The organism is Chryseobacterium sp. C39-AII1, from assembly GCF_039672645.1.
GTDB lineage: Bacteria > Bacteroidota > Bacteroidia > Flavobacteriales > Weeksellaceae > Chryseobacterium.
Map to the genome: position 1 here is coordinate 43,588 of NZ_JBDFPQ010000013.1, position 23,627 is coordinate 67,214.

The window sequence follows — 23,627 nt, forward strand, 5'->3', positions numbered from 1 at the left end:
ATGTTTTTCTATGTTTTTATTTTTTTACGGAATCTTTTACAAAAGTTCCCCAAGAGATATTAGGTTTACCTTTTACATATTCCTTCGCTTTTTCAATCGCTAATTTTGCTGAATGTTCTACGATCCAAGCGAAATTTTCTTCACCTACAGAGTTTCTGTCTGCATCAGGAGCTGGATTACAGAAGTCGATCGCATAAGGAATTCCGTCTCTTATGGCAAATTCAACCGTGTTAAAATCGTAACCAAGCGCCTTATTCATTTTAATCGTATAATCATGAATGGTCTTTAATAGCTTTTCCAATTCTTCACCTTGTGTCTGATGTGTTGTTGCATATCTCAAGTGGTGCGCATTTCTCGGTTCGTAAGGCATGATATGAACGTATTTCTGACCTAAACAATATACTCTATAATAGTCATCAAACACGATTTCTTCCTGAACCATCATCACCAACTGGCCTGTTTCACTTAATTTACTCCAAAGATCATCCGGACTTTCTACTCTGTAAACGTTTTTCCAACCACCTCCATCATGAGGTTTCATATAAGCCGGGAATCCCACATAATCGAAAATGTAATCCCAGTCATGCGGGAATTTTAAATTTCTGAAAGAAGTTTCTGAAGTGTCGGTAGGTCTTTCATGCGAAGGAAGCAAAACCGTTTTCGGAAGAGGGATTCCTAGTTTTGTCATTAAAGCATTGTTGAAGAACTTTTCGTCTGCGCTCCACCAAAAAGGGTTGTTGATAACGTAAGTTCCGTTTAATGCTGCATTTTTAAGATAAGCTCTATAGAAAGGAACGTCCTGCGAAATTCTGTCGATAATGACTGCATACTCGTAATCTGCACCTTGCTCAAGCTTGTCGATGTTTACGGGTTCTGCGATGATTTCTCCTCCGCCTAATTCATTCACCTTGTCTATAAACGCCCAAGGAAATGTATCTTCCATACCGAATAGAATTCCAACTTTTTTTGCCATAATTGTATTTTTAAATGTTTTTATATTAATATTTGATTTTAATTAAAATTTTTAAGAGAAGAATGCTCCGATAAATGTTGGGAAAACCATTCTCCAAAGCGGCCAGTCATGATTGATCCACTTTCTTTCGTCATACCAGAAATCAATTCCTTTTGAACTTAAAATTTCTGCCATTTCGATATTTTTATCTTTACAAATATCCTGATCAGAAGTGCTTAAAACAATGTGCATGTGCTTATATTTCCAAGCTTCATCATTTTTCACAAATTCTCTGGGGCAGTTAAAATAAACCAGTTCGTCAGAATATCCGTCCATAAAGTTTCTTATGCTGAATGCACCGGACAGGCAGAATAAATGCGAAACCACATCGGGAAATCTGAATGCAAAATTTGCCGCGTGATAACCGCCAAAACTAGCTCCAGCCACTGCCACACGATGCACTTTATGAATTTTCTGAATGTAAGGAATAAACTCTTTGATCAAAAACTGAACATATTTTTCGTAATTTCTGATTCTTTGCTGTGGAGAAATATTGTCATCATAAAAACTCCAGCCGTCAATCGTTTGGATATTATAAAGTTTAACTTTTCCCTGTTCAACAAACCAATTGATGCTTCCATTTAAATGAAAATCATTGTTTTGGGTGTATTGACCTTGGGAAGTGGGAAACATAACGATTGGATAACCATAGTGTCCCGTAACCTCCACTTTAAGGCTTGTTCCTAATATATGTGAATAATAGTCTGTATGCTCTATGTGCGGCATTTTTCTTCTTATTTGGTTTTTTAATTGATATTTTTTAACTCGTCGGTTTGCTTTTCGGAGGTAGAATATTCAGCATTTCAGCATGAATTTTTTCTGCTGCTTTATCTAATTTTTCCTGAACTACGGTAGAATCATTTGATTTGTAAACGATTCCAACATGGTAATCAATAGGTAAAAATTTTACGACTTCTTCGCTTTCAAACTCACTGTAATTAGGCTCTTTATCCTTAATTAAAGCAATAATTAATCCTGAATAATATCCTGTAGGTTTAGAAATTTCATAATGATTTCCTCTCAACAAAGCATCTTCTATTTTTGCCCATTCCCTCCAGATATTAATATTGCTTGAAGCTTCCACCAAATCGGGAATGTGAGCGCCGCCAACTCGCGATGATGTTTCCAGAAAATAATATTTTCCATCTTCTTTGCTGCGGATAAATTCTGTGTGAGTCGCGCCATTCATCAAGCCGAAATTTGAAAGAACTTTTTCATTAGCTTCTTCCAATGCTTTAAATTCATCAGAATATCTTCCCAGAGTTTTGGTTCTGAAAACACCGCCTTCGTGCGAAACCTGCATCGGAGGAGCCAAATATTTTGAAGCAGAAGTGAAAACAATTTCTTTATTGAATGTTAAGCTGTCAACATGATAAACATCGCCAGGTTTGAAGCTTTCCAAAAGGAACAAATGACGTTCTTCACCCAGCGCATTCAACGCTTCCCAAAGATCATCTTTTGATGTTAGTTTTTTAATTCCTGATGCAGAAGCTTCTGAACGGGGTTTCAACACCCAAGGCGCGGGAACTTTTTCAACAAAATCATTAACCTCATCATTGTTAAATACGGCCGTAAATTCAGGAACATGAATGCCCGAACTTTTTGCTTTCTGTCGCATGGCCAGTTTATCTCGGAAATATCTGTGCGTAGTTTGTCCCATCCCCGGAATTCTGAATGATTCGCGGATAAGAGCGGCTTTTTCCACATCGTAATCATCCAAAGCAATCACCGCATCAACCTTTCTGGTTTGCATTAAAAATGAAAATCCCTGAATAAGATGATCTAAATTCCAAACGGAAGGCTTTACCTCAGGCATGTAAAATACCTCATCAATGGCGTGCCAAGGCCAGTCTTTTTCTTTAAGATTTTCGGATGTTACTAAGATTATTTTATTACCAAGCTGCTTCATTTCGTCCATGAAGTCATAGCCCTTATAATAGCACGAAATACATACTATTGTTTTCTTCTCCATATAATGTTTTTTATGTTTTTATGAATTTTCAAAAATAAAATTAAATTTTTGTTAATTAGTTAATGTTAAAAACTTAATTATACTGTGTTTTTGAAAATTTCTATATCAATTATACAGAGAATTTTTGAAATAAACTAATTTTTAGTGATAATTTTCAATTAAATCTGCTAATAATTGCACTCCGAAGCCGGTTGCAGCCTTTTCTTTAGCATAACCCACACTTCCGAAAGCTACTCCCGCAATGTCTAAATGCGCCCATTTTGGATGATCTTCAATAAATTGTTCTAAAAATTTTGCAGCAACAATACAATCTCCGATAGGTTTCATTGAAATATTCTTCAAATCTGCCACGTCCGATTGAATATCATTGCTCCAAACATCCCAAAGCGGAAGATTCCAAAGTCTTTGATTAGTTCTGTCTCCAGTTTTTATTAAAAGATTTTTTAATTCTTCATCATTCGAAAACATCGCACCGCAGGTATCACCGAACATTCTCACCGAACTTCCCGTTAATGTCGCAAGATCAATCATAAAATCTGTTTTGTAGTTTTTTGCCATATAAGAAAGCCCGTCTGCTAAGATCATTCTGCCCTCCGCATCGGTATTCAGAACTTCAATTGTTTTTCCGTTATAAGCTGTGATCACGTCGCTTGGAAGAAAAGCGTTTTCAGAAATAGCATTATCCGTAATCGGCAAAATAGCGATAATATTTACCGGAAGTTCCATTTCTGCAGCATAAATTAAAGTTCCCAAAACAGCTGTTGCGCCACCCATATCCGATTTCATATAATGCATATTATCTGGGTTTTTCAACGAAATTCCGCCTGTGTCAAATAAAACACATTTTCCGACTAAACCAAAAGTTTTAGCATTTTTTGCCGTTGTTTTATATTCCAAAATAGTGAATGCAGCATCGTAAGCACTTCCCTGATTTACCGATAGATAAGCTCCCAAGCCAAGTTCTTCGCATTTTTTTCTGTTTAAAACAGTATATTTTAAATCGTATTTTTTAGCTAAATTCTTTAAATATAAGCTAAAAGCATCCGGCTTTTTAAGATTTGCCGGTTTGTTTAGCCATTCCTGACAGGCGATTTGCCCATTGCTTAGCGCTTCAGCTTTTCGACTGATATTGTCTAATTTTTTCTGACTTAAATTCTCAAAATGAAGCTCAAATTTAGAATCCCAGACAGGATGATTTTTCTCAAAAGGGTAGTGGTAAGTTCCGATCAACAAGCCTTTTGCAAATTCTTCAAATTGTTTTTCATTCATAAAATCCGCAAAAAACAAAGTCGGAACCGCATGAACTTTTTCTTTTTGTGTTTGAGAAAATTTTACGGCAACCTGCTGAATTTCGAAATTTTGTAAAGTCGATTTTCCTAAACCTATAAAGTAAGTAATTCCTTCTTCATGGGCATTTACGAAAATTTCATGCTTTTTTCCCGTAAAGAAATTGGCAATGTTTTTATTGAAATTTTTACTTGTTTTTGACCACTCTTCTTCAGTAAAGATGTGAAAAACCTGAGTATAGTTTTTATTTTTTGTGTTAATTAGCTTCATAACGTTAATTTTTAATGCTTTGTTGATGGGGTTTTACTTCTACAGGATTTTCTGTGTTATTATAATACAGCCATTCTATAGCTCTTGGAAATTCCTGAGACCAGTAAAATTCGCTGTGTGTACCTTCCGGATTGATATTGGTTTTAAATTCAAAATCGAATAAATTTTTCTTTTCCCAACGTTTCAAATATTCTTCGAAAATATGGATTCTTTTTACCATTTTTGAGCCTTCCTGATCGCCTCCGTAAAGATAAATCTTTGTTTTAAATGGAACTCTGAAACTCATCATCGGAAAATTATTATTAGGCTCTACCCAAAGGGAAGGTGAAAAAATAAGAAGTTTGGAATAGACTTCAGGATACAAAAATCCACTATAAATGCTGATTAATGCACCTAATGAACTTCCGCCAATTCCTGTGTTATCCCTATCCCTTTTTGTGCGATAGTTCTGATCTACGTAAGGTTTCAACGTGTCTGTAATAAATCGTATGTATTTTTTTCCTTCAGAACCGTTCGCAACATTGTCATTATCAAATATATATTCTTTAATTCGTTCTTCGCTACCGTGTTCAATCGCGATGATAATTACGTCGCCACGACCATATTCGGAGAGAATGGATAGTTTTTTGTCGATTTCCCAATTTCCATAGCCACTTCCTTCGTTGAATAAATTTTGAGCATCCTGAAGATACAAAACAGGGTAATTTTTATTGGAAACATAGTAATCATAAGGCAAAAGAGCCCAAACTTTACGATAACGTTCCAACTGAGGAATGTAAAATTCCTCCGAAATAATTTCAGCGATCGGAAAATATTCATCTTTAAAAGGTCCCCAGTTAAACCTCCATTTCTCAACAATATCAGAAGTTATTCCCAGTGATTTTGCTGCTTTTTTGTTGGGGGTAATATTTCCGTATTTATCCAATTCCACATTTTCCCAGCCGCCTTTTGTGAATTTATATTCAATAATTTCTGATAGAATCTGATCTTCAAGTTCTATAAAATAATGGTTGGGATCTGTTTGTGTAAGCTGAAATCTCCTGTCTTTCGGATTCCAGCTATTGAAATTTCCTGTGATGTAGATTGTTCTCTCGTCACTTTCCTCGGTATAAAGTTCAAACCTCATCGTGTGTTTTTATTAATTTTCTAACTGATAAATTTATAAAAAATCTTTTATATCATTAATTTTAAAATCATAAAAAAGGGAATAAAAAATATCCTATATTTGATAGAACAAGCGATGGGAAGAGATTGGCATTATAATTATTCAACAATAGTTAACAGTTCTTGTTAATATTTTTTCGTAGTTTCAAAGAAAATAATAAATTAAATTAAAACCGTGATGAATTCGGTTAAAACGTATACACTTTTTACAGATCAGGATATTTATCTTTTTAAAGAAGGTAAACATTATAAGCTGTATGAGAAATTCGGTACACATTCTGCAGAGAAAGATGGGGTAAAAGGTGTTTATTTTTCGGTTTGGGCTCCAAATGCGAAAAAAGTTTCAGTTATAGGTAACTTCAATAATTGGAATCATAAAGACCATATTTTATTTCCGCGCTGGGATGAATCCGGAATTTGGGAAGGATTTATTGCCGGTTTAACGTGGGGAACTTTATATAAATATGCTATTGAAACTCCTCGGGGAGAAATTTTGGAGAAAAGTGATCCTTATGCTTTAAGCTGGGAACAAAATATTCAGGCAGCGTCGATGGTTTCTACCAATTGGTATGAATGGAACGATAAAGAATGGCTTGAGAACCGTTGGAAAAAGAATAGCTTAAATGCTCCGATTTCTGTGTACGAAATGCATTTGGGCTCGTGGGTAAGGTATGAAAATGATCCCGATCGTTTTTTGAATTATCGGGATGTGGCAAAAAAACTGGTTCCTTATATAAAAGAGATGGGTTTTACGCACGTAGAATTTATGCCTTTGATGGAATACCCGTATGATCCGAGTTGGGGTTATCAGATCACAGGTTTTTTTGCGGCAAATTCACGTTTTGGATCGCCGCAGGATTTAATGTTTCTGATTGATGAGCTTCACAGAAATGAAATTGGCGTTATTCTCGATTGGGTTCCGTCGCATTTTCCGGGTGACGCAAATGGTTTACATCGTTTCGACGGTTCTTATTTATATGAGCATGAAGATCCCAGAAAAGGTTTTCATCCCGATTGGAAGTCTTATATTTTCAATTACGGAAGAAATGAAGTGAAATCTTTCTTGATTTCAAACGCCATGTTTTGGCTGGAAAGGTATCATGCCGATGGATTGCGTGTAGATGCCGTAACTTCCATGTTGCACCTCGATTATTCAAGAAATGAAGGCGAGTGGGAACCAAATATTTATGGAGAAAATGTAAATCTGGAAGCCAAAGCCTTTTTACAGGATTTTAATACAGCGGTTTATAAAGAATTTGGAGATAATATCATAACGATTGCGGAAGAAAGTTCAGATTTTCCTATGTTAACGAAGCCTGTGCACGACGGTGGCGTGGGATTTGGTATGAAATGGATGATGGGCTGGATGCATGACACGTTGGATTATTTTAAAGAAGATCCTCTCAACAGAAAGTTTTTTCATCATAAGCTCACATTTGCTTCTATGTATATGTATAATGAAAATTATATGATGCCTTTGTCACACGATGAAGTGGTGCATGGAAAAGCGAGTTTAATTTATAAAATGCCGGGCGACGAATGGCAAAAATTTGCTAATCTTCGCGCGTTGTATGTCTATATGTTTACGCATCCGGGAGCAAAATTGCTTTTCATGGGTGATGAATTCGGGCAAACGGGCGAATGGAATTTTAAACAAAGTCTGGATTGGCATTTATTGCAGTATCCTGTTCATAAAGGTTTGCAGACTTTAGTGAAAGATTTAAATCATCTCTATCGTTATGAACCTGCTTTTTACGAAAATCAATTTAATAAAGATGGTTTTGAATGGGTAGAAGCAGATGATCTTGAAAATTCGGTATATGTATATCTTAGAAAAGGGAAGAAGAAAGAAGATGTTTTCATGATTGTTTTAAATCTTACGCCACGAGTGATCGATTATAAAATAGGAGTGAATGCAGGCAGTCATTGGGAGATTATTTTTAATTCTGATGATGAAAGATATGCAGGAAGCGGAGTTCAGCCTGAAATTTTCAGCGAGCAGTTTGAAGATTATATGAGGCATCAGAAATCAATCAGTATAAAATTGCCGCCGCTTGCAGGAATTGTACTGAAAAGAAAAGACAAAAAGTACAAACAAAATAGAATCAAACAACACAAAAGATAAAAAGTAAAAATGGTAGTTTATCATCTCAGTACGGAGTGTTATCCGATAGCGAAAGTAGGAGGTTTGGCAGATGTAGTAGGCGCTTTACCGAAATATCAGAACAAAATAAAAGGTGTTGATGCGAAAGTAGTTATGCCTTGGTATAACAAAAGTTTCGTTCACGAACATGAGTTTGACATAGTTTTTGATGGTTTCATTCACCAAGGGCCAAATATGCTTCAGGTTCAGGTTTTGAAAGAGAAAACCAATGCTTTGGGATTTGAACTTTTTATGGTTAGAATTCCCGGACTTTTAGACCGCGATAATCCTTACGGTTATCAGGATGAAAGTTTTCAGTTTTTGGCCTTTCAGCATGGCGTTTTGCATTGGCTGAGTGCGATGGAAATTCGTCCCGATATTCTGCACTGCCACGATTATCATACGGGCTTGGTTCCTTTTATGATTGAACATTGCGACGAATTTTCGTTTTTGAGAGGCGTTAAAACCATCGGAACCATTCACAACGGTGAATATCAGGGAATGATGAGTTGGGAAATGGCAAACTATATGCCTTCTTTTGATTCTTATAAATGGGGATTGATGGACTGGAATGGATTTATTAATCCTTTAGCAAGCATGATTAAATGTGCGACGGCTTTTACGACGGTTTCTCAAGGTTATCTTGAAGAGCTTTTTGTGAGTTTCAGAGGGTTGGAAAGTTTGGTTCGTGATGAGTTTGGTAAAGCTTATGGAATTATCAACGGAATAGATTCTGATGTTTGGAATCCAGAAACCGATCCGATGCTTGATTTTAATTTTAATAGTAAAAATGCCATCGCTCAAAAGAAGAAAAATAAAGAAAAGCTTTGTAAAGAATATGGTTTGAAGCCTGAACTTCCTTTGTTTGCTTTTATCGGAAGATTTGCCACAGAAAAAGGGGCGGATTTTCTTCCGGATGTAGTTTGGAGAAGCATAAAGCAAAGTTATGGTGCTTTAAATATCATGATTTTAGGCTCTGGAAATTCTTATATTGAAAATAAACTGAAAGAATATGACTATGTCTACAGCAATTTTGCGTTGGATTTAGGGTATAAAGAACATCTTTCACATAAAATATATGCTTCGGCGGATTTTTTACTAATGCCTTCAAGGGTTGAACCTTGCGGTCTGAATCAAATGTATTCTATGCGATACGGAACCATTCCGATTGTGAGATATACGGGTGGTTTGAGAGATACCGTAGAAGATATTTCAACAGGCGGAGCGGGAATTAATTTTACATTTCCGGGAGTAGACGATATTATTCATGCGATGAACAGAGCTTTAAGCATTTATAATGAAAAGGAGGTGATGGAGAATTTAATCCATTCTAATATGAATTTTGATTTTTCATGGGAAAAGTCGGCAGAAAAATACATAGCTTTATATAAAAGCTAAAACATTGAAAAAGCTGTCTTTTTTATTTCTGTTGATAACGATGTTTTCTTGTAACGAGAAAGGAAGTTATCGAGGAGGATATTATTGGATTTATACCTACGGTTATCCGAGAATGGACTTTCACGAAGCAGCAGATGGAATTTCAGATAAATGGAAAATTAAGTATCATTCGGTTTCCGGATGTATGATTGATAAAAAAGTAATGGATAGTGTTGATGCTGAAAATAAAAAGACCTACGCTGCCATTGAAAGAAAATACGGAAAAGATTGGAGACAAAAATACGATAAAGATATTGATGGATTTATGATGAAGAAAGTCGATGTTATGGATGTTTTAATTACCAATAAAGTATTCAGAGATGAACTAAAGAAATATTATATAGAAATTTACGACGTAGACAAGGAGGTAAAAGAGTTGGGAGATAATTTGTATAAAGTTGTAGTTTATAATCAAAATTTAAAAGCTGAAAATAAAGAATGTTTTTCAGTAAACGTGAACACCAAGGATAGAACAGTAAACTTAATAAAATAAAACGCAGATAATTTATGAATCACAATGTAATTTCCATTGTTTTAGGGGGAGGAAGAGGAACAAGACTTTTTCCGTTAACGTACACAAGATCAAAGCCGGCTGTACCCATCGCGGGAAAATACAGGTTGGTAGATATTCCTATTTCAAATTGTTTAAACTCTGGATTGAATAAAATTTTGGTGTTGACTCAGTTTAATTCTGCTTCTTTGAATTCTCATATTAAAAACTCTTATCATTTTGATATTTTCAGCAAAGGTTTTGTTGATATTTTAGCAGCAGAACAAAATGTAGAAAACGAAAGTTGGTATCAGGGAACTGCCGATGCGGTTCGCCAGTCAATGAAACATTTAGAAAAGTATGATTATGAGTATATCTTGATTCTTTCCGGCGATCAGCTTTATCAGATGGATTTTAAGGAAATGCTGGATTTCCATATCGAAAAAGGAGGTGATGTAACGATTGCCACAATTCCGGTAAATGCCAAAGATGCCACAGGTTTCGGAATTTTAAGCTCAGACGATGAAGGAAATATTACTTCTTTCGTTGAAAAACCAACCAATGACCTTTTGGATGGTTTAAAATCTGAAGTTTCCGAAGAAAACAAACATGCGGGAAAAGAATATTTAGCTTCGATGGGAATTTATATTTTCACGAAAAGCATTCTTAAAAAAATGTTTGATGAAGGGGCAGGAGATGATTTCGGAAAAGATATCATTCCAAATTCCATCGGAAAATATACCACGTTGAGCTATCAGTATGAAGGATATTGGACGGACATCGGAACCATCGAATCTTTTTACGAGGCTAACTTAGATCTTTGTCAGGATTTTCCTCAGTTTAATCTGTTTTCGTCATCGCCAATTTACACGAGAGCAAGAATGCTTCCACCATCGAAAATTAACGGCTCTTACGTAAGCAAAGCTGTTTTTGGAGACGGATGTATCATTATGGCTGATAAAATTGAAAATTCAGTGATAGGAAACAGAACCAGAATTGATAAAGGAAGTACGATCGTGAACTCTTATGTCATGGGTGCAGATTTCTATCAGAATACAACTGAAATTGTCATGAATGACAGAAGCGGTAAACCCAACATGGGAATAGGGAAATACTGCTATATTGAAAAAGCAATTTTGGATAAAAACTGCTACATTGGAGATAATGTAAGAATTATCGGTGGAAAACATCTTAAAGACGGTGATTTCGGAACACACTCCGTTCAGGACGGAATTGTTGTCGTGAAGAAAGGTGCCGTTTTACCTCCGGGAACTCATATAGGATAGAAGTGGGAAGCAGGAAGTTTTGATGTTGAAAAAGATGAACTATTTAAATTTCATATATTCACTTCCATCATCTATTCCTCCAGCTTCCATCCAAAATAAAAAAACAAGAGTGATCAAGATATTGGTCACTTTTTTTATTTGTATTACTTTTGTGATATGCGTTTTTTCAAAGTCATAGCGGTATTTGTTATTTTACTAGCGGGAGCTTATGCAGCTTCTATGTATTATTTCGTGGATGAAAGCAAGAATTTTAAAATTGTAAAAGAGATCGATTATCCCGTGGATAAGGTTTTTTCGCAGTTCAATAATTTGCAGCAGTTTACCCGTTGGAACAATTTCTTTACAAGCTCACCGACTATCGACATCGATTATTATACGCCATATGAAGGTCAGGGAAGCTCTATGAGCTATGTTGATAAGAAAAATGATACTGATGGTGAAATGTTCATTAGATATCAAAATATGAATAAAACCCTAAGATATCAGCTTTTTGAGGACGAAAATGAAAACCCGACTTTGGTTGATGTTAAATTTAAACCTGTTGCTCCCGAAAAAACACAGATTATATGGTATGTAAGTACGCCGAAATTATCCGTTTTCCGAAGAGTTGAAAATTTTTGGACTGAAGACCGTTTTGCTGAAAATATTGATAAAAGCATGACGAATCTGAAAAACGTTTTAGGCAACAAAGTAGAAAAGGATAACAAAATGGCTGCGATAAAATACGACAGCCTAATGGTGGAAAAAGAAGATTCGCAACTATTATTAGGAATCAACGTAAGTACATCTAATAAAAAAGATGCTTTATATAGGAATGTTGTGATGAATTATAATAAAGTTTATAATTACGTAACGATGGATCTTGGGAAAAAAGATGATGAATTCGGTTATCCGATGATGATTACAGATGCTGATAATTATAAAGATAAAGAGGTTTCTTATTTTATGGCTATTCCTTTGTCTAAAAAATTCGGGATTACAGATAATAACTTTAGTTTCAGAACGATAAATGCGACAGAGAATTACGTGATGTATTACAAAGGAACATACGAAGGGAGAGTGAAAGCTATACAACAATTAATTCAGAAAGCCAAAAAAGACGAGATGCGTTTTGGTGATATATATCAGACTTTTGTAGAACGCCCAATGGAGGGGCAGGAGGTCAATATGAAGCTCTCATTATCAGTATTTAAGTAAATTTTTCAGAGATATTTATTTTATAGTTTTTTTAATACTTTAAAGGCTGTTTTAACTCGGTTTTTTTTATTAAATTTGAGGATTAATTCGACAAACAAATTTTAATAACAGATAAACTGTAATAATGGACAGATTTTCATTCCTAAACGCAGCTCATTCTCAGTTAATTGAGGATTTATACCAACAGTACTTAAAATACCCAGACTCCTTAGAACCATCATGGAAAGCCTTCTTTCAAGGCTTCGATTTTGCCTTGGAGACTTATGGTGACGACGAAAACATCCAATATATCCAGGTACCAGCCACTTCAGCTCCTGTGCAGCAAGCAACTCAGGCAGCAGCAAACGGTGAGGTTCCTGAGCACATTAAGAAAGAGTTTAAGGTAGTCAACCTTATTGAAGCGTACAGGACAAGAGGGCATTTGTTCACAAAAACAAACCCTGTAAGAGAAAGAAGACATTATACGCCTACTTTAGACATTGAAAATTTCGGTCTTAGCAGTTCAGATTTAAATACAAAATTCAACGGTGCTGTAGAAATCGGGTTCAAAGAGCCTGCTACTTTAAAAGAAATCGTAACTCGTTTAGAAACTATTTACTGTGATTCTATCGGGGTTGAATACATGCACATCAACAATGTTGAAGAGAAAGATTTTATCAAAAGATGGTTACAAGTAAACGAAAACCATCCGAATCTTTCAGCAAATGAAAAAACAGAGATTTTATTAAAATTGAATCAGGCTGTTGCTTTTGAAAACTACCTTCACACAAAATTCGTAGGACAAAAAAGATTCTCACTGGAAGGTGGTGAAACTTTAATTCCTGCTTTAGATCAGTTGATCTCAAGATCTTCTCAATTAGGAGTAGACGAAGTGGTTTTGGGGATGGCTCACAGAGGTAGATTGAACGTGTTAACCAACATTTTCGGTAAATCTTACAAGCAGATTTTCTCAGAATTTGAAGGAAAAGAATTCGAAGAAGATGTATTCTCTGGTGATGTTAAATATCACTTAGGTTCATCTAAAAAGATTAAAACAGCTTCAGGAGAAGAGGTTTCTATCAATTTGACTCCGAATCCATCTCACCTTGAAACGGTAGCAGCTCTTGTAGAAGGAATTTGCCGTGCAAAAGTAGATGATAAGTATAAAGATTATGCTAAAGTTTTACCAATCATCATTCACGGTGATGGTGCAATTGCTGGGCAAGGTATTGCTTACGAAGTGGCTCAGATGATGACTTTGGAAGGTTACAGAACGGGAGGTACAGTTCATATTGTGGTTAACAACCAGGTTTCGTTTACAACGAATTATATGGATGCAAGATCTTCTACGTACTGTACAGACATTGCAAAAGTTACAGAATCTCCTGTAATGCACGTAAATGCTGATGATGCAGAAGCGGTAGTTCACGCAATTCACTTTGCTGCTGATTTCAGAGCTAAATTCGGAAAAGATGTTTACATCGATTTATTAGGATATAGAAAATATGGTCATAACGAAGGTGATGAACCAAGATTTACTCAGCCTAATTTATATAAATTAATTTCTAAGCATCCGAACCCAAGAGAGATTTATAAAGATAAATTGCTTAAAGACAGTATTACTTCAAATGATGTAATCGCTAAAATGGAGGCAGATTTCAAAGGTCTTTTAGATAAAGATTTTGATGCTTCTAAAGAAATTGAGAAAAACGTAATGGACGTTTTCATGGCGGAAGACTGGACGAACTATCCAATTGGAAAGAGAGGTGCTGTTCAACAGCCTGTAGACACAACTTACGACTTGGCTAAGCTGAAAGAATTGGCGCTTAAAATGTCAACACTTCCAGCTGATAAAAAGTTCTTAAATAAAATTACAAGGCTTTTCGAAAACAGAATTAAAGCGATCGAGGGTAACAATTTAGATTGGGCTCTTGGTGAGTGGTTGGCGTATGCTACACTTTTGGTGGAAGGTCATAATGTAAGAATTTCCGGTGAAGATGTAGAAAGAGGTACTTTCTCTCACAGACATGCAGTGGTAAAAACTGAAGATACGGAAGAAGAATATGTACCATTAAGAGAAGTTTCTGAAAGCAGATTTGATGTTTTCAACTCTCACCTTTCTGAGTACGGCGTTCTTGGTTTCGATTATGGTTATGCAATGGCATCTCCTAATACATTAACGATTTGGGAAGCTCAGTTTGGAGATTTCGTAAACGGCGCTCAGATCATTGTTGACCAATATTTGGCTGCTGCAGAAGAAAAATGGAAAATTCAAGACGGTTTGGTCATGTTATTGCCTCACGGTTCGGAAGGTCAGGGTGCAGAACACTCTTCAGCAAGACTGGAAAGATTCTTAACACTTTGTGCTAATGAAAATATGGTGGTTGCGAACATTACTTCGCCTGCAAACTATTTCCACTTGTTGAGAAGACAATTGAAATGGTCATTCAGAAAACCGTTAATCGTGATGAGTCCTAAATCATTGTTAAGACATCCAAGAGTGGTTTCTCCGCTTGAAGATTTCTCAAACAAAGGATTCCAGCCAATCTTAGACGATCCAACTGCTGATCCTAAAAAAGTTGAAAAATTAGTGCTTTGTTCAGGTAAATTATACTTCGAATTATTGGCTAAGAAAGAAGAATTAAATGCTGAAAATATTGCATTGGTAAGATTCGAACAGTTGTATCCGCTTCAAGTTGATGCAATCGACGCGATCTTCGAAAAATATTCAAACAGAAAAGAATTGGTATGGGCTCAGGAAGAACCTGAAAATATGGGCGCTTGGTCTTATATCTTGAGAAACTTCAGAGAAACAGGAATCAACGTTATTGCTCCTGTTCCAAGTGGTGCTCCGGCTCCGGGAAGTCACAAAATGTTTGAGAAAAATCAAAATGCAGTAATCAACAGAGTATTTGATACGAATGATGCTCCTGTAAAAAGACCTGTAACAGCTTAATAAAAATTAATAATAAATAAAAAAATAAAATACGATATGTCAGTTTTAGAAATGAAAGTTCCTTCACCGGGCGAATCAATAACAGAAGTTGAAATTGCAACTTGGCTTGTAAAAGATGGTGATTATGTAGAAAAAGATCAACCCATCGCTGAAGTAGATTCAGACAAAGCTACTCTTGAATTGCCTGCTGAGCAAAGCGGTATTATTACTTTGAAAGCTGAAGAAGGTGACGTGGTACAAGTAGGACAAGTGGTTTGTTTAATCGATATGGATGCTGCTAAACCTGCGGGTAGCGCTGCTCCTGCTGCTGAAGCTCCTAAAGCAGCTGAACCGGCTAAACAAGAAGCTCCAAAACCTGCTGCTGCACCTCAAACGTATGCAACGGGAGCTCCATCTCCTGCGGCTAAGAAAATTCTTGACGAAAAAGGTATTGATGCTTCTCAGGTTTCAGGTTCTGGAAGAGACGGAAGAATCTCTAAATCTGATGCTGAATTGGCAGCTGTTCCTGCATTAGGAGGAAGCCCAATGACGGCTACAGGTTCTAGATCTACTACAACAACTAAACTTTCAGTTCTTAGAAGAAAAATCGCTCAGAGATTGGTTTCTGTAAAGAATGAAACAGCAATGTTAACGACTTTCAACGAAGTTGACATGTCTGAGATCTTTAGACTAAGAAAATTATATAAAGAAGAATTTGCTCAGAAACACGGAGTTGGACTTGGTTTCATGTCTTTCTTTACAAAAGCGGTTACAAGAGCATTACAGATGTATCCGGATGTAAATGCATCTATCGACGGAGATTTCAAAGTAAACTATGATTTCTGCGATATTTCAATTGCAGTTTCTGGTCCTAAAGGATTAATGGTTCCTGTATTGAGAAATGCAGAAAACATGTCTTTTGCTAACGTTGAAGGAAACATCAAAGATCTTGCGATCAAAGTAAGAGACGGAAAAATCACAGTTGATGAAATGACTGGTGGTACTTTCACAATTACTAACGGTGGTACTTTCGGATCTATGCTTTCTACGCCGATCATTAACCCTCCTCAATCTGCAATCTTGGGGATGCACAACATTATCCAGAGACCGGTTGCTGTTGACGGGCAAGTTGTAATTCGTCCAATGATGTATGTTGCGATGTCTTATGACCACAGAATTATCGACGGTAAAGAGTCTGTAGGATTCCTTGTTGCAGTAAAAGAAGGTATCGACAATCCTGTTGAAATCCTATTGGGTGGAGACGAAAGAAAAGGCCTTGGATTATAAGTTTTAATAAAATTATAATATATCTTTATAATCTCGCCTTAAAAAAGGCGAGATTTTTGTATATATTTAGAAAATACTTAAGATGATGTTTCAAAAGATAACTTCAAATATCAAAGTTTCAGTAATTCCTGAATATGATAGCAAGAATAGTTACCCATCTGAAAACCGTTATGTTTTCAAATACAATATTACGATCGAAAATGAGGGTGGTTTTCCTATCAAAGTTTTGAAAAGAAAATGGCTTATTTTTGATGTAGGTTTTGGGTATACAGAGATTATAGGAGATGGCGTAATAGGATTAACTCCTGAGATACAATCTAGCGAAAATTTTACTTATTTTTCGAATGTAATGCTTCGTTCCGGTGTAGGGAACATGAGCGGAAAATACTTGGTTAAAAACATGGAAACACAAGAAAATTTTGAAATAGACATTCCTAAATTTAATTTGTTATCCGAAGTTCTGAGTAATTGATTTAAAGGAAAAAGTTAAAAGAGGCAAGTGTGTCGTATTGATCAAGAAAACTAGAGCTTTTTAATCTTCAGTTTCATATATTCAGAAACCTCTTCATTGCTTGTGAGAAACAGCTTTTCAAAGGCTAAAAGAGATATTTTTGCACACACTTCAGCATCGTCACCAGCTCTGTGATGGTTAAATTTTATTTGATGATAATCTGCCAATTGTTTTAGACCATATTTAGGTAAATAATTCCAAGATTTTTTTGCCAACTGAATACTACACAGATAATTAATATTTGGTGTAAACATGCCATAATGCTGCAGGCAACCACGTAAAACTCCGGCATCAAAACCTGCATTGTGAGCAATCATTAATGTTCCGTACATCATTTCCTGAACTTCATACCAAACTTCATCGAACGTGGGAGCGTCTTTTACATCTTCTGGACGAATGCCATGAACTTGAATATTAAATGGATTGAAATATGGAAAACTAGGCGGTTTTATCAGCCATGTTTTAGTTTCCACAATCTTTGAATCTTGCACAATACAAACGCCAATTTCGCACGCAGAACTTCTGTCGTGAGTCGCAGTTTCGAAATCTATTGCACAAAAATCCATTTAAATTATTTAAAGTTTAATGTTTAAAATTCAAAGCTAATTTCTAAATCCTATTTTGTTTTCCTCCTAAAAAATGCTTGAATATCAACCATTTTGTTTGATAAAAGTCTTCTTTCTGATGCTTTTGTCGACGTTTCCAAGTTCGGGAAGCTTGTCCATAAAATGCAAAATGCGCTCTTGCCACTGCCCAAAGGTGAGAAAAACCATTTTTGAAAGCAAAATAAATGGAAGCAATACCATCTAGACATAATCTGAAAAATATCAACCAAATGAGTTTTGGAAAAGGTAAATTTTTCAACATCATGGAAAGATTATTTCTGATGTTTAAATACGTTTTCTGAGCGCTTTGTTTATTTAAAGTTCCGCCTCCTACATGATAAACTGTAGATTTTCCGGTATAAAAAATTTTCTTTCCAGAATTGATTAATCTCCAGCAAAGATCAATTTCTTCCTGATGGGCAAAAAATCTTTCATCAAAACCTTTCTGTTCCCAAAAATCTTTAGAACGGATAAAAAAGCAGCATCCCGAAGCCCAGAAAATTTCTGTTTCATCATCGTATTGACCTTTATCTTTTTCCACATCATCAAAAACTCTTCCTCGACAATATGGATAACCCAGATTATCGATTAATCCACCAGCAGCTCCGGCAAATTCAAAATAATTTTTATTGTTGAATGATAAAATTTTAGGCTGAATAGCAGAAATCGATGAATCTTTTTCAAATAAATTTAAAACAGGTTCAATCCAGTTTTCGGTAACTTCGACATCGGAATTGAGTAAACAATAATATTCAGCTTCAATATGTTTTAAGCCTTCATTATAACCTCCTGCAAAGCCATAATTTTTATCGTTTTTAATAATCTTTACACTGGGAAAACTCGATTGTAAAAAAGCAATAGAATCATCGGTTGAAAGATTGTCAATCACATAAATATCAGCATTTTCAGAATAAAGAATGACGCTTGGTATAAACTTTTCAAGCCAGCTTTTTCCATTCCAGTTTAATATGGCAACGGCAATTTTTTTTGACATTTACAGCTAAATTTTTTCAGAGTCGTATTGTTTTATAGAATCCTGATATTTCCATTTTCGGTGTGACCAAAGATAATTATCAGGACGCTTGTGTAAAGTGTTTTCCAATAATTTATGGAATTTTTTCACCACTTCATGTTCCACGAATTTTTCACCGTCAGGATAAATTCTGTGATAGTTTACCTGATAAAAACCACGCTTCACCTTTTTCATTTCACAATAGATGAAAACAAGGTCAAGTCTGGTCGCCAATTTATCATATCCTAAAAAAACAGGGGTTCTTTGATTAAGAAACTCCAAACCATAGGTTACACTCGCTGAATGTGGAGTTTGGTCTGCCACAAACATATAGGCCGAACTTCCGTTGTTTTTGTTTCTTAAAATATTTCGGATGACTTCATTCGCTTCCAATGCTTCATTTCCGAATTTGTTTCGCACCTTCTTCATCTGATTTTCCCAAAAATCACTGTTTACTTTTCTGTAAACCGGATGACAATGATCCTGAGGGATAATTTTTGCAAAAGCATTGATCCACTCCCAGTTGAAAACATGGCCGGCAAGCATAATAATATTTTTACCTTCAGCTTTTGCTTCGTGAAAAACTTCTTGGTTAATATGTTGCATTCTTACCCGCGATTCCGTTTCAGAAATGCTGAAAGACTTTACCGTTTCTACCAAATAATCAGAGAAATTGCGATAGAATTTTTTCTTAATTTCTTCAAGTTCTTGTTCTGATTTTTCAGGAAAGGAATTTTTTAAATTTTGAGTGATTACGTTTTTTCTATAACCTACTAAGTAATAATTCAAAAAGAACATTATATCCGAAAAAATATATAATACTTTTAGCGGGAGCTTAGAGATTAGGTATAGTATTTTGATTAGGAAATTCATAAAACATGCAAATTTAGTGATAATAAAATTATGGTTCTATTTTTGCTTGTAATAAGTATTATTTTTTTACTTTTATGTTATGAAAAAATTGTCGTTGGTAGCTGTTTTAGCTCTAAGCACAATGGCTTGGGCTCAGACTACAAATAAACCTGCAGAAAGCAAAAATTCTGCAGATAAAGCATTATTGGTAAAATCGGATGCAGCAGAATTAGAAGCAAAGAAAAAATCTGCAGAAGAGAAGGCGAAATTGCCCAAACCTTATGATCCAAAAGCAGATGCACAGGCAGATATTAAAAAGCTTGTGGCACAGGCTCAAAAAGAAAATAAGAAAATTTTAATTCAAGCAGGTGGAAACTGGTGTATTTGGTGCTTGAGATTTAATAATTTTGTTCAGTCTACACCAGAATTAAAAGAAATTGTAGATAAAAATTATCTATATTATCATTTAAATTATTCTCCGGACAATAAAAATGAAAAGACTTTTGCTCAATATATTAACGTGAAAGAACAACAATTTTATCCTTTCTTTATTATATTGGATAAAAATGGAAAGAAGATTCATGTTCAACAAAGTGAAATTTTAGAAGAAGGGAAAGGATATAGTAAAGAAAAAGTAAAGGAGTTTTTACAGAATGGAAAAATTCTTTAAAAAATATCCGTTTGACATGTCAAACGGATATTTTTTAGCTAAAGAAATCTTTTAATCCAGCTTAATTTTTTCTCAGAATAGGGAGGATATTTAATATTGGGTTCGCCCCAAGTTGCTCTATCAAGAATCGCTTTTTGATGTGAAAAGGTTTCAAAACCGAATTTACCGTGGTAATTTCCAATTCCTGAACTTCCAACGCCTCCAAACGGAAGATTTTCATTTCCTAAATGCATCATGATATCATTGATACAACCTCCGCCGAAAGAAAGCTTTTGCTTGAAATTTTCTTTTTCTTCAGAGTTATTGGTGAATAAATAAGCGGCTAGAGGTTTTTCCAATTCTAAAATTTCATTCAAAACAATATTAAAATTATTGAAGGAAATGACGGGTAAAATAGGTCCGAAAATCTCTTCCTGCATCACATCGTCTTCCCAATTGATATTCGTTAAAATGGTGGGTTCGATGAATAATTTTTCTCTATCAAAATTTCCTCCGAAGTAAATTTTATCTTTATTAATGAGCTTAATCAACCTTTCAAAATTCTTTTGATTAATAATTTTGGTGTAATGTTCTGAATTCGGTTCATATTTAAATTCCTGAATATATTTTCTCAGCATTTCCAAAAACTGCTCCTTAACGGATTCTTCAACTAATAAATAATCGGGAGCAACACAGGTTTGTCCGGCATTTAAAAATTTCCCCCAGACAATTCTTTTGGCAGCGACTTCAAGATTAGCTTCTTTGGTAATAATTGCCGGAGATTTTCCACCTAATTCTAAAGTAACTGGAGTTAAATTTTTAGCGGCAGCTTCGTAAACGATTTTCCCTACTTTTGTACTTCCGGTGAAAAATATTTTGTCAAATTTAAGTTTTAATAATTCTGTGGTTTCATCAATTCCGCCTTCATAAGCATATAAATATTCAGGTGGGAAATTTTCATTGATGATTTTCACCATTGCTTTCATTGTATTTTCTGCAATTTCACTTGGTTTTAGAATACAGCAATTTCCGGCTGCTAATGCTGCAACGATAGGAGAAAATGACAATTGGTAAGGATAATTCCACGCTCCAATGACCAGAATATTTCCTAAAGGTTCGGAATGAATTCTGCTTTTTCCAATTTGGTTTACCAGATTAGTTCGTACTTTTTTAGGTTTTGAAAGTGACTTTAAATTTTTCAGATAATAGTTGATATCATTTAAAATAAAGGAAATTTCAGTGGTGAAGGTATCAAATTTTGACTTTCCAAAATCTTTATAAATAGCTTCATATAAAAGATTTTCGTTTTGTAAAATCACGTCCCGAAGTTTTTCAAGATACATTTTTCTGTACTTTATATTCTTCGTTTGTTGTGTTTTAAAAAAATCTTTCTGTTTTGATACAATTTCCTGAATTTCCATACATCAAATTTCAGAAATTATTGCAAATTTTCTGCCTAAAAATTACATAATATTTCTCACCGCAATTTTTACCGGATTATAAAGTAAGATCACCAATGCCGTAATTAACGCTAACCAGAATAATCCTGTGAAAATCTCCATATTAGAAAGCAAAATAGCCTGTGCATTGATTTTAGCTTTAAAAGCTCCAGCCGTCATCGATATCGATTCATTCACCGGAAGTTTAGCAATCTGCGTTCCGAAAACCTGATTCCATTGTGAATAAAAAACTGGATTGGTATCTGTAAAATTTGAACTTATTGTATCCGAATGTTTTAATGTTAAAAATAGCATTAAATTCTGCATTAAAGCATATCCGATAGCTGTTGTCCAGAATCTTGTTGCTGTTCCGACTGCCGTTGCATTGGAGACATATTGTTCCGGCATTCCTGCGATTAAAAAGAAAACCAAAGGGGTAAAAAGCAATCCTTGTCCGACGCCCTGGAGAAACAATGGCGGACAAATCGTTTGTAGTGTAGTGTCGGGATAAAAAGTGTAGGTAAACCAGGCACAATCAATCGCAAGAATCATAAATCCGGTAAAGAAAACCAACCGCGAAGATGCTCCTTTTGTAATACATAAAGCAGAAAGGAAAACTCCTAAAAGACTTCCCGCAACATTCCAGTACTGGATTTCTACGATATAATCCCAAGGCCATTTCCAGACTGTTGCCATAATGCTGTATACATTGTTAATAGAAGCTCTCAGAATATAAAAAATGAAAAACAGAATCACTCCGGCAATCAGATTTTTTGAACAGAAAACTTCAAAATGAAAGAACGGGCGAGGCTGATTTCTCTGTTTTAACATAAATAAGCCTCCGAAAAGCAGAAAAATCAGGAAGCAGAAAATGATAATGTCAGATTCAAACCACATCAGTCTTTTCCCATAAATTAAAGCATAACCGCCTGCCTGAAGACATCCCCAAAGCAAAAACCAGCTTGTAATATCCAGCTGATAGAGTGGTTTTTTAGGGAAAAATCTATTCTTATTAAAGATCGCAAAAGCAATAATTAAAACAAATACATGAAAATAAACCATCATTAAAATCATGTGCTTAAAGTCATAATCTTCAATGCTCGATTTCATCAGAGAGGTCGTTAAAGTCCCACCAGTTAGAATAATCGTGTACATAAAAGTGTAGGCGATCTCTTTGGCATGCCTTGTTTTCAGCTCGGCGACAATCAGCGGAAGGAAAATGGCGCCTTCCATCACTCCGAAAACCCCTTCCAGAAAGCGGATCACCAAAATAATATGATAATCACTGGTAACCGAAAGTCCGTAGAGAATAAGAATGGAAACGGAAGACATGAGCAGCGTATAATATTTAACGCTGAAATACGCCATAAACCGCTGTATAACTAAAAGGGTAACCACAAATGTCCCGTACATCAAAATCATTAAGTATTGGATATCGTCTGAATCTACATCCATAAAAGAAGATGTGAAGGCGCTATTGGAATGCAAAAGCGACAACAACATCAAGTGGGGAAAAAGCGCCAAAATAAGAAGCGGCAGTTTCAGCCATTGTGGTACCCATTTATGATAAACTGTATTATGTTGCATGATTTTCTTTAAAAAGCGAATCTATGATGATTGGCAATGGTATTTTGTATTAAATCTGTTTAAATTTTTTAGGAGCTTTTTCCCGCTTTCCACTGTATCTTTTTTATTACGGGCTCCGCTTCGCTGCGCCCGCAACAAAAAAGGATGCCGTTTCAATCGGGGCTAAGGTTATGGTCGTTTCTACCAATATTTATCATTAAAAAGAGCTTGTCATTCCGCAGAAATCTCGGCTCGAATCTTTCCGATAGAATTATAATACAATGTTTAGATTCCTACGGAATGACAAACTTGCTGGAAATAGTTTCTTGAAAATTTAAACTGAATCATTATGAATAAAAAAAGCGAAAAGACAAAAAGGCAAGGTGTAAAAAAAGTAAAAGGTAAATGGCAAAAATGCAGAAGAAAAAATTTCGCAGATTCGCAATTTGCTATTTTGACTTTTCGCTAAAAAAATAATTTAATTTGAAAATTTGAAAATTCTTGGGTTGAAGATTACTCTAAAAACCTCCGACT

General features: G+C 35.2%; 19 protein-coding genes. 9 read left to right on the plus strand and 10 right to left on the minus strand.

Annotated features, from left to right (window positions below; all coding sequences use genetic code 11):
* Positions 1–16: 16 nt before the first annotated feature.
* The 5 genes from ABEG63_RS17115 to ABEG63_RS17135 all read right to left on the minus strand — a co-directional run bounded on the left by ABEG63_RS17115 (position 17) and on the right by ABEG63_RS17135 (position 5,667).
* Positions 17–973 (minus strand): hypothetical protein, encoded by a 957-nt coding sequence (locus tag ABEG63_RS17115; protein ID WP_312394247.1) that lies wholly within the window; start codon positions 971–973, stop codon positions 17–19.
* Between the two features lie 51 nt (positions 974–1,024).
* Complete coding sequence (locus tag ABEG63_RS17120) at positions 1,025–1,738, minus strand: alpha/beta hydrolase-fold protein (RefSeq protein WP_267402871.1); 714 nt, start codon at positions 1,736–1,738, stop codon at positions 1,025–1,027.
* A gap of 34 nt (positions 1,739–1,772) precedes the next feature.
* Complete coding sequence (locus ABEG63_RS17125; RefSeq protein ID WP_346586442.1) at positions 1,773–2,984, minus strand: ATP-grasp domain-containing protein; 1,212 nt, start codon at positions 2,982–2,984, stop codon at positions 1,773–1,775.
* Between the two features lie 141 nt (positions 2,985–3,125).
* Positions 3,126–4,541 carry a leucyl aminopeptidase family protein gene (locus ABEG63_RS17130; protein ID WP_346586443.1) on the minus strand — a complete coding sequence of 472 codons (1,416 nt, stop codon included), beginning with the start codon at positions 4,539–4,541 and terminating at the stop codon, positions 3,126–3,128.
* Positions 4,542–4,545: 4 nt separating this feature from the next.
* Positions 4,546–5,667 carry an alpha/beta hydrolase-fold protein gene (locus tag ABEG63_RS17135; protein WP_346586445.1) on the minus strand — a complete coding sequence of 374 codons (1,122 nt, stop codon included), beginning with the start codon at positions 5,665–5,667 and terminating at the stop codon, positions 4,546–4,548.
* Between the two features lie 216 nt (positions 5,668–5,883).
* On the opposite strand from ABEG63_RS17135, the gene glgB reads away from it, so the two are divergent.
* From glgB to apaG, 8 genes are all read left to right on the plus strand, one after another.
* Positions 5,884–7,830 carry a 1,4-alpha-glucan branching protein GlgB gene (glgB, locus tag ABEG63_RS17140; protein WP_346586447.1) on the plus strand — a complete coding sequence of 649 codons (1,947 nt, stop codon included), beginning with the start codon at positions 5,884–5,886 and terminating at the stop codon, positions 7,828–7,830.
* A gap of 9 nt (positions 7,831–7,839) precedes the next feature.
* On the plus strand, positions 7,840–9,246 hold the full coding sequence (locus tag ABEG63_RS17145; RefSeq protein WP_346586449.1) for a glycogen/starch synthase: 1,407 nt from the start codon (positions 7,840–7,842) through the stop codon (positions 9,244–9,246).
* 4 nt (positions 9,247–9,250) lie between these two features.
* A complete protein-coding gene (locus tag ABEG63_RS17150) occupies positions 9,251–9,778 on the plus strand; it encodes a hypothetical protein (RefSeq protein WP_346586450.1) in 528 nt (175 codons plus the stop codon).
* Positions 9,779–9,792: 14 nt separating this feature from the next.
* Positions 9,793–11,061 carry a glucose-1-phosphate adenylyltransferase gene (locus ABEG63_RS17155; RefSeq protein ID WP_267402878.1) on the plus strand — a complete coding sequence of 423 codons (1,269 nt, stop codon included), beginning with the start codon at positions 9,793–9,795 and terminating at the stop codon, positions 11,059–11,061.
* A 156-nt stretch (positions 11,062–11,217) separates the two neighbouring features.
* A complete protein-coding gene (locus ABEG63_RS17160) occupies positions 11,218–12,258 on the plus strand; it encodes an SRPBCC domain-containing protein (protein WP_267402879.1) in 1,041 nt (346 codons plus the stop codon).
* Positions 12,259–12,382: 124 nt separating this feature from the next.
* Positions 12,383–15,193, plus strand: a complete 2,811-nt coding sequence (locus ABEG63_RS17165) for a 2-oxoglutarate dehydrogenase E1 component (protein WP_346586453.1) — start codon at positions 12,383–12,385, stop codon at positions 15,191–15,193.
* A 36-nt stretch (positions 15,194–15,229) separates the two neighbouring features.
* A complete protein-coding gene (gene odhB, locus ABEG63_RS17170; protein WP_346586455.1) occupies positions 15,230–16,459 on the plus strand; it encodes a 2-oxoglutarate dehydrogenase complex dihydrolipoyllysine-residue succinyltransferase in 1,230 nt (409 codons plus the stop codon).
* An 82-nt stretch (positions 16,460–16,541) separates the two neighbouring features.
* Complete coding sequence (gene apaG / locus ABEG63_RS17175; RefSeq protein WP_346586456.1) at positions 16,542–16,931, plus strand: Co2+/Mg2+ efflux protein ApaG; 390 nt, start codon at positions 16,542–16,544, stop codon at positions 16,929–16,931.
* 50 nt (positions 16,932–16,981) lie between these two features.
* Here the strand turns inward: apaG and ABEG63_RS17180 are convergent, their stop codons facing one another.
* Genes ABEG63_RS17180 through ABEG63_RS17190 form a run of 3 tightly spaced genes read right to left on the minus strand, consistent with a single transcriptional unit; the run spans position 16,982 to position 19,460 of the window.
* Positions 16,982–17,536, minus strand: a complete 555-nt coding sequence (locus ABEG63_RS17180; RefSeq protein ID WP_267402883.1) for a 3'-5' exonuclease — start codon at positions 17,534–17,536, stop codon at positions 16,982–16,984.
* Positions 17,537–17,579: 43 nt separating this feature from the next.
* Entirely contained in the window at positions 17,580–18,569 is a 990-nt protein-coding gene (locus tag ABEG63_RS17185) for a glycosyltransferase family 2 protein (RefSeq protein ID WP_346586458.1), read from the minus strand.
* 6 nt (positions 18,570–18,575) lie between these two features.
* Positions 18,576–19,460 (minus strand): lysophospholipid acyltransferase family protein, encoded by an 885-nt coding sequence (locus tag ABEG63_RS17190; RefSeq protein ID WP_267402885.1) that lies wholly within the window; start codon positions 19,458–19,460, stop codon positions 18,576–18,578.
* 79 nt (positions 19,461–19,539) lie between these two features.
* Here ABEG63_RS17190 and ABEG63_RS17195 point away from each other — a divergent pair, with 79 nt between their 5' ends.
* Positions 19,540–20,109 carry a thioredoxin family protein gene (locus ABEG63_RS17195; RefSeq protein WP_346586459.1) on the plus strand — a complete coding sequence of 190 codons (570 nt, stop codon included), beginning with the start codon at positions 19,540–19,542 and terminating at the stop codon, positions 20,107–20,109.
* A 38-nt stretch (positions 20,110–20,147) separates the two neighbouring features.
* Here the strand turns inward: ABEG63_RS17195 and ABEG63_RS17200 are convergent, their stop codons facing one another.
* Together ABEG63_RS17200 and ABEG63_RS17205 are read right to left on the minus strand one after the other, a co-directional pair.
* Positions 20,148–21,509 carry an aldehyde dehydrogenase gene (locus tag ABEG63_RS17200; protein ID WP_346586460.1) on the minus strand — a complete coding sequence of 454 codons (1,362 nt, stop codon included), beginning with the start codon at positions 21,507–21,509 and terminating at the stop codon, positions 20,148–20,150.
* Positions 21,510–21,551: 42 nt separating this feature from the next.
* Positions 21,552–23,114: a hypothetical protein gene (locus tag ABEG63_RS17205; protein ID WP_346586462.1), complete on the minus strand. Its 1,563-nt coding sequence runs from the start codon at positions 23,112–23,114 to the stop codon at positions 21,552–21,554.
* Between the last annotated feature and the right edge of the window lie 513 nt (positions 23,115–23,627).

Coding starts and splice junctions, on each gene's coding strand:
- ABEG63_RS17115 (WP_312394247.1), bottom strand. CDS start 973: ATGGCAAAAAAAGTTGGAATTCTATTCGGTATGGAAGATACATTTCCT.
- ABEG63_RS17120 (WP_267402871.1), bottom strand. CDS start 1,738: ATGCCGCACATAGAGCATACAGACTATTATTCACATATATTAGGAACA.
- ABEG63_RS17125 (WP_346586442.1), bottom strand. CDS start 2,984: ATGGAGAAGAAAACAATAGTATGTATTTCGTGCTATTATAAGGGCTAT.
- ABEG63_RS17130 (WP_346586443.1), bottom strand. CDS start 4,541: ATGAAGCTAATTAACACAAAAAATAAAAACTATACTCAGGTTTTTCAC.
- ABEG63_RS17135 (WP_346586445.1), bottom strand. CDS start 5,667: ATGAGGTTTGAACTTTATACCGAGGAAAGTGACGAGAGAACAATCTAC.
- glgB (WP_346586447.1), top strand. CDS start 5,884: ATGAATTCGGTTAAAACGTATACACTTTTTACAGATCAGGATATTTAT.
- ABEG63_RS17145 (WP_346586449.1), top strand. CDS start 7,840: ATGGTAGTTTATCATCTCAGTACGGAGTGTTATCCGATAGCGAAAGTA.
- ABEG63_RS17155 (WP_267402878.1), top strand. CDS start 9,793: ATGAATCACAATGTAATTTCCATTGTTTTAGGGGGAGGAAGAGGAACA.
- ABEG63_RS17160 (WP_267402879.1), top strand. CDS start 11,218: ATGCGTTTTTTCAAAGTCATAGCGGTATTTGTTATTTTACTAGCGGGA.
- ABEG63_RS17165 (WP_346586453.1), top strand. CDS start 12,383: ATGGACAGATTTTCATTCCTAAACGCAGCTCATTCTCAGTTAATTGAG.
- odhB (WP_346586455.1), top strand. CDS start 15,230: ATGTCAGTTTTAGAAATGAAAGTTCCTTCACCGGGCGAATCAATAACA.
- apaG (WP_346586456.1), top strand. CDS start 16,542: ATGATGTTTCAAAAGATAACTTCAAATATCAAAGTTTCAGTAATTCCT.
- ABEG63_RS17180 (WP_267402883.1), bottom strand. CDS start 17,536: ATGGATTTTTGTGCAATAGATTTCGAAACTGCGACTCACGACAGAAGT.
- ABEG63_RS17185 (WP_346586458.1), bottom strand. CDS start 18,569: ATGTCAAAAAAAATTGCCGTTGCCATATTAAACTGGAATGGAAAAAGC.
- ABEG63_RS17190 (WP_267402885.1), bottom strand. CDS start 19,460: ATGAATTTCCTAATCAAAATACTATACCTAATCTCTAAGCTCCCGCTA.
- ABEG63_RS17195 (WP_346586459.1), top strand. CDS start 19,540: ATGAAAAAATTGTCGTTGGTAGCTGTTTTAGCTCTAAGCACAATGGCT.
- ABEG63_RS17200 (WP_346586460.1), bottom strand. CDS start 21,509: ATGGAAATTCAGGAAATTGTATCAAAACAGAAAGATTTTTTTAAAACA.
- ABEG63_RS17205 (WP_346586462.1), bottom strand. CDS start 23,114: ATGCAACATAATACAGTTTATCATAAATGGGTACCACAATGGCTGAAA.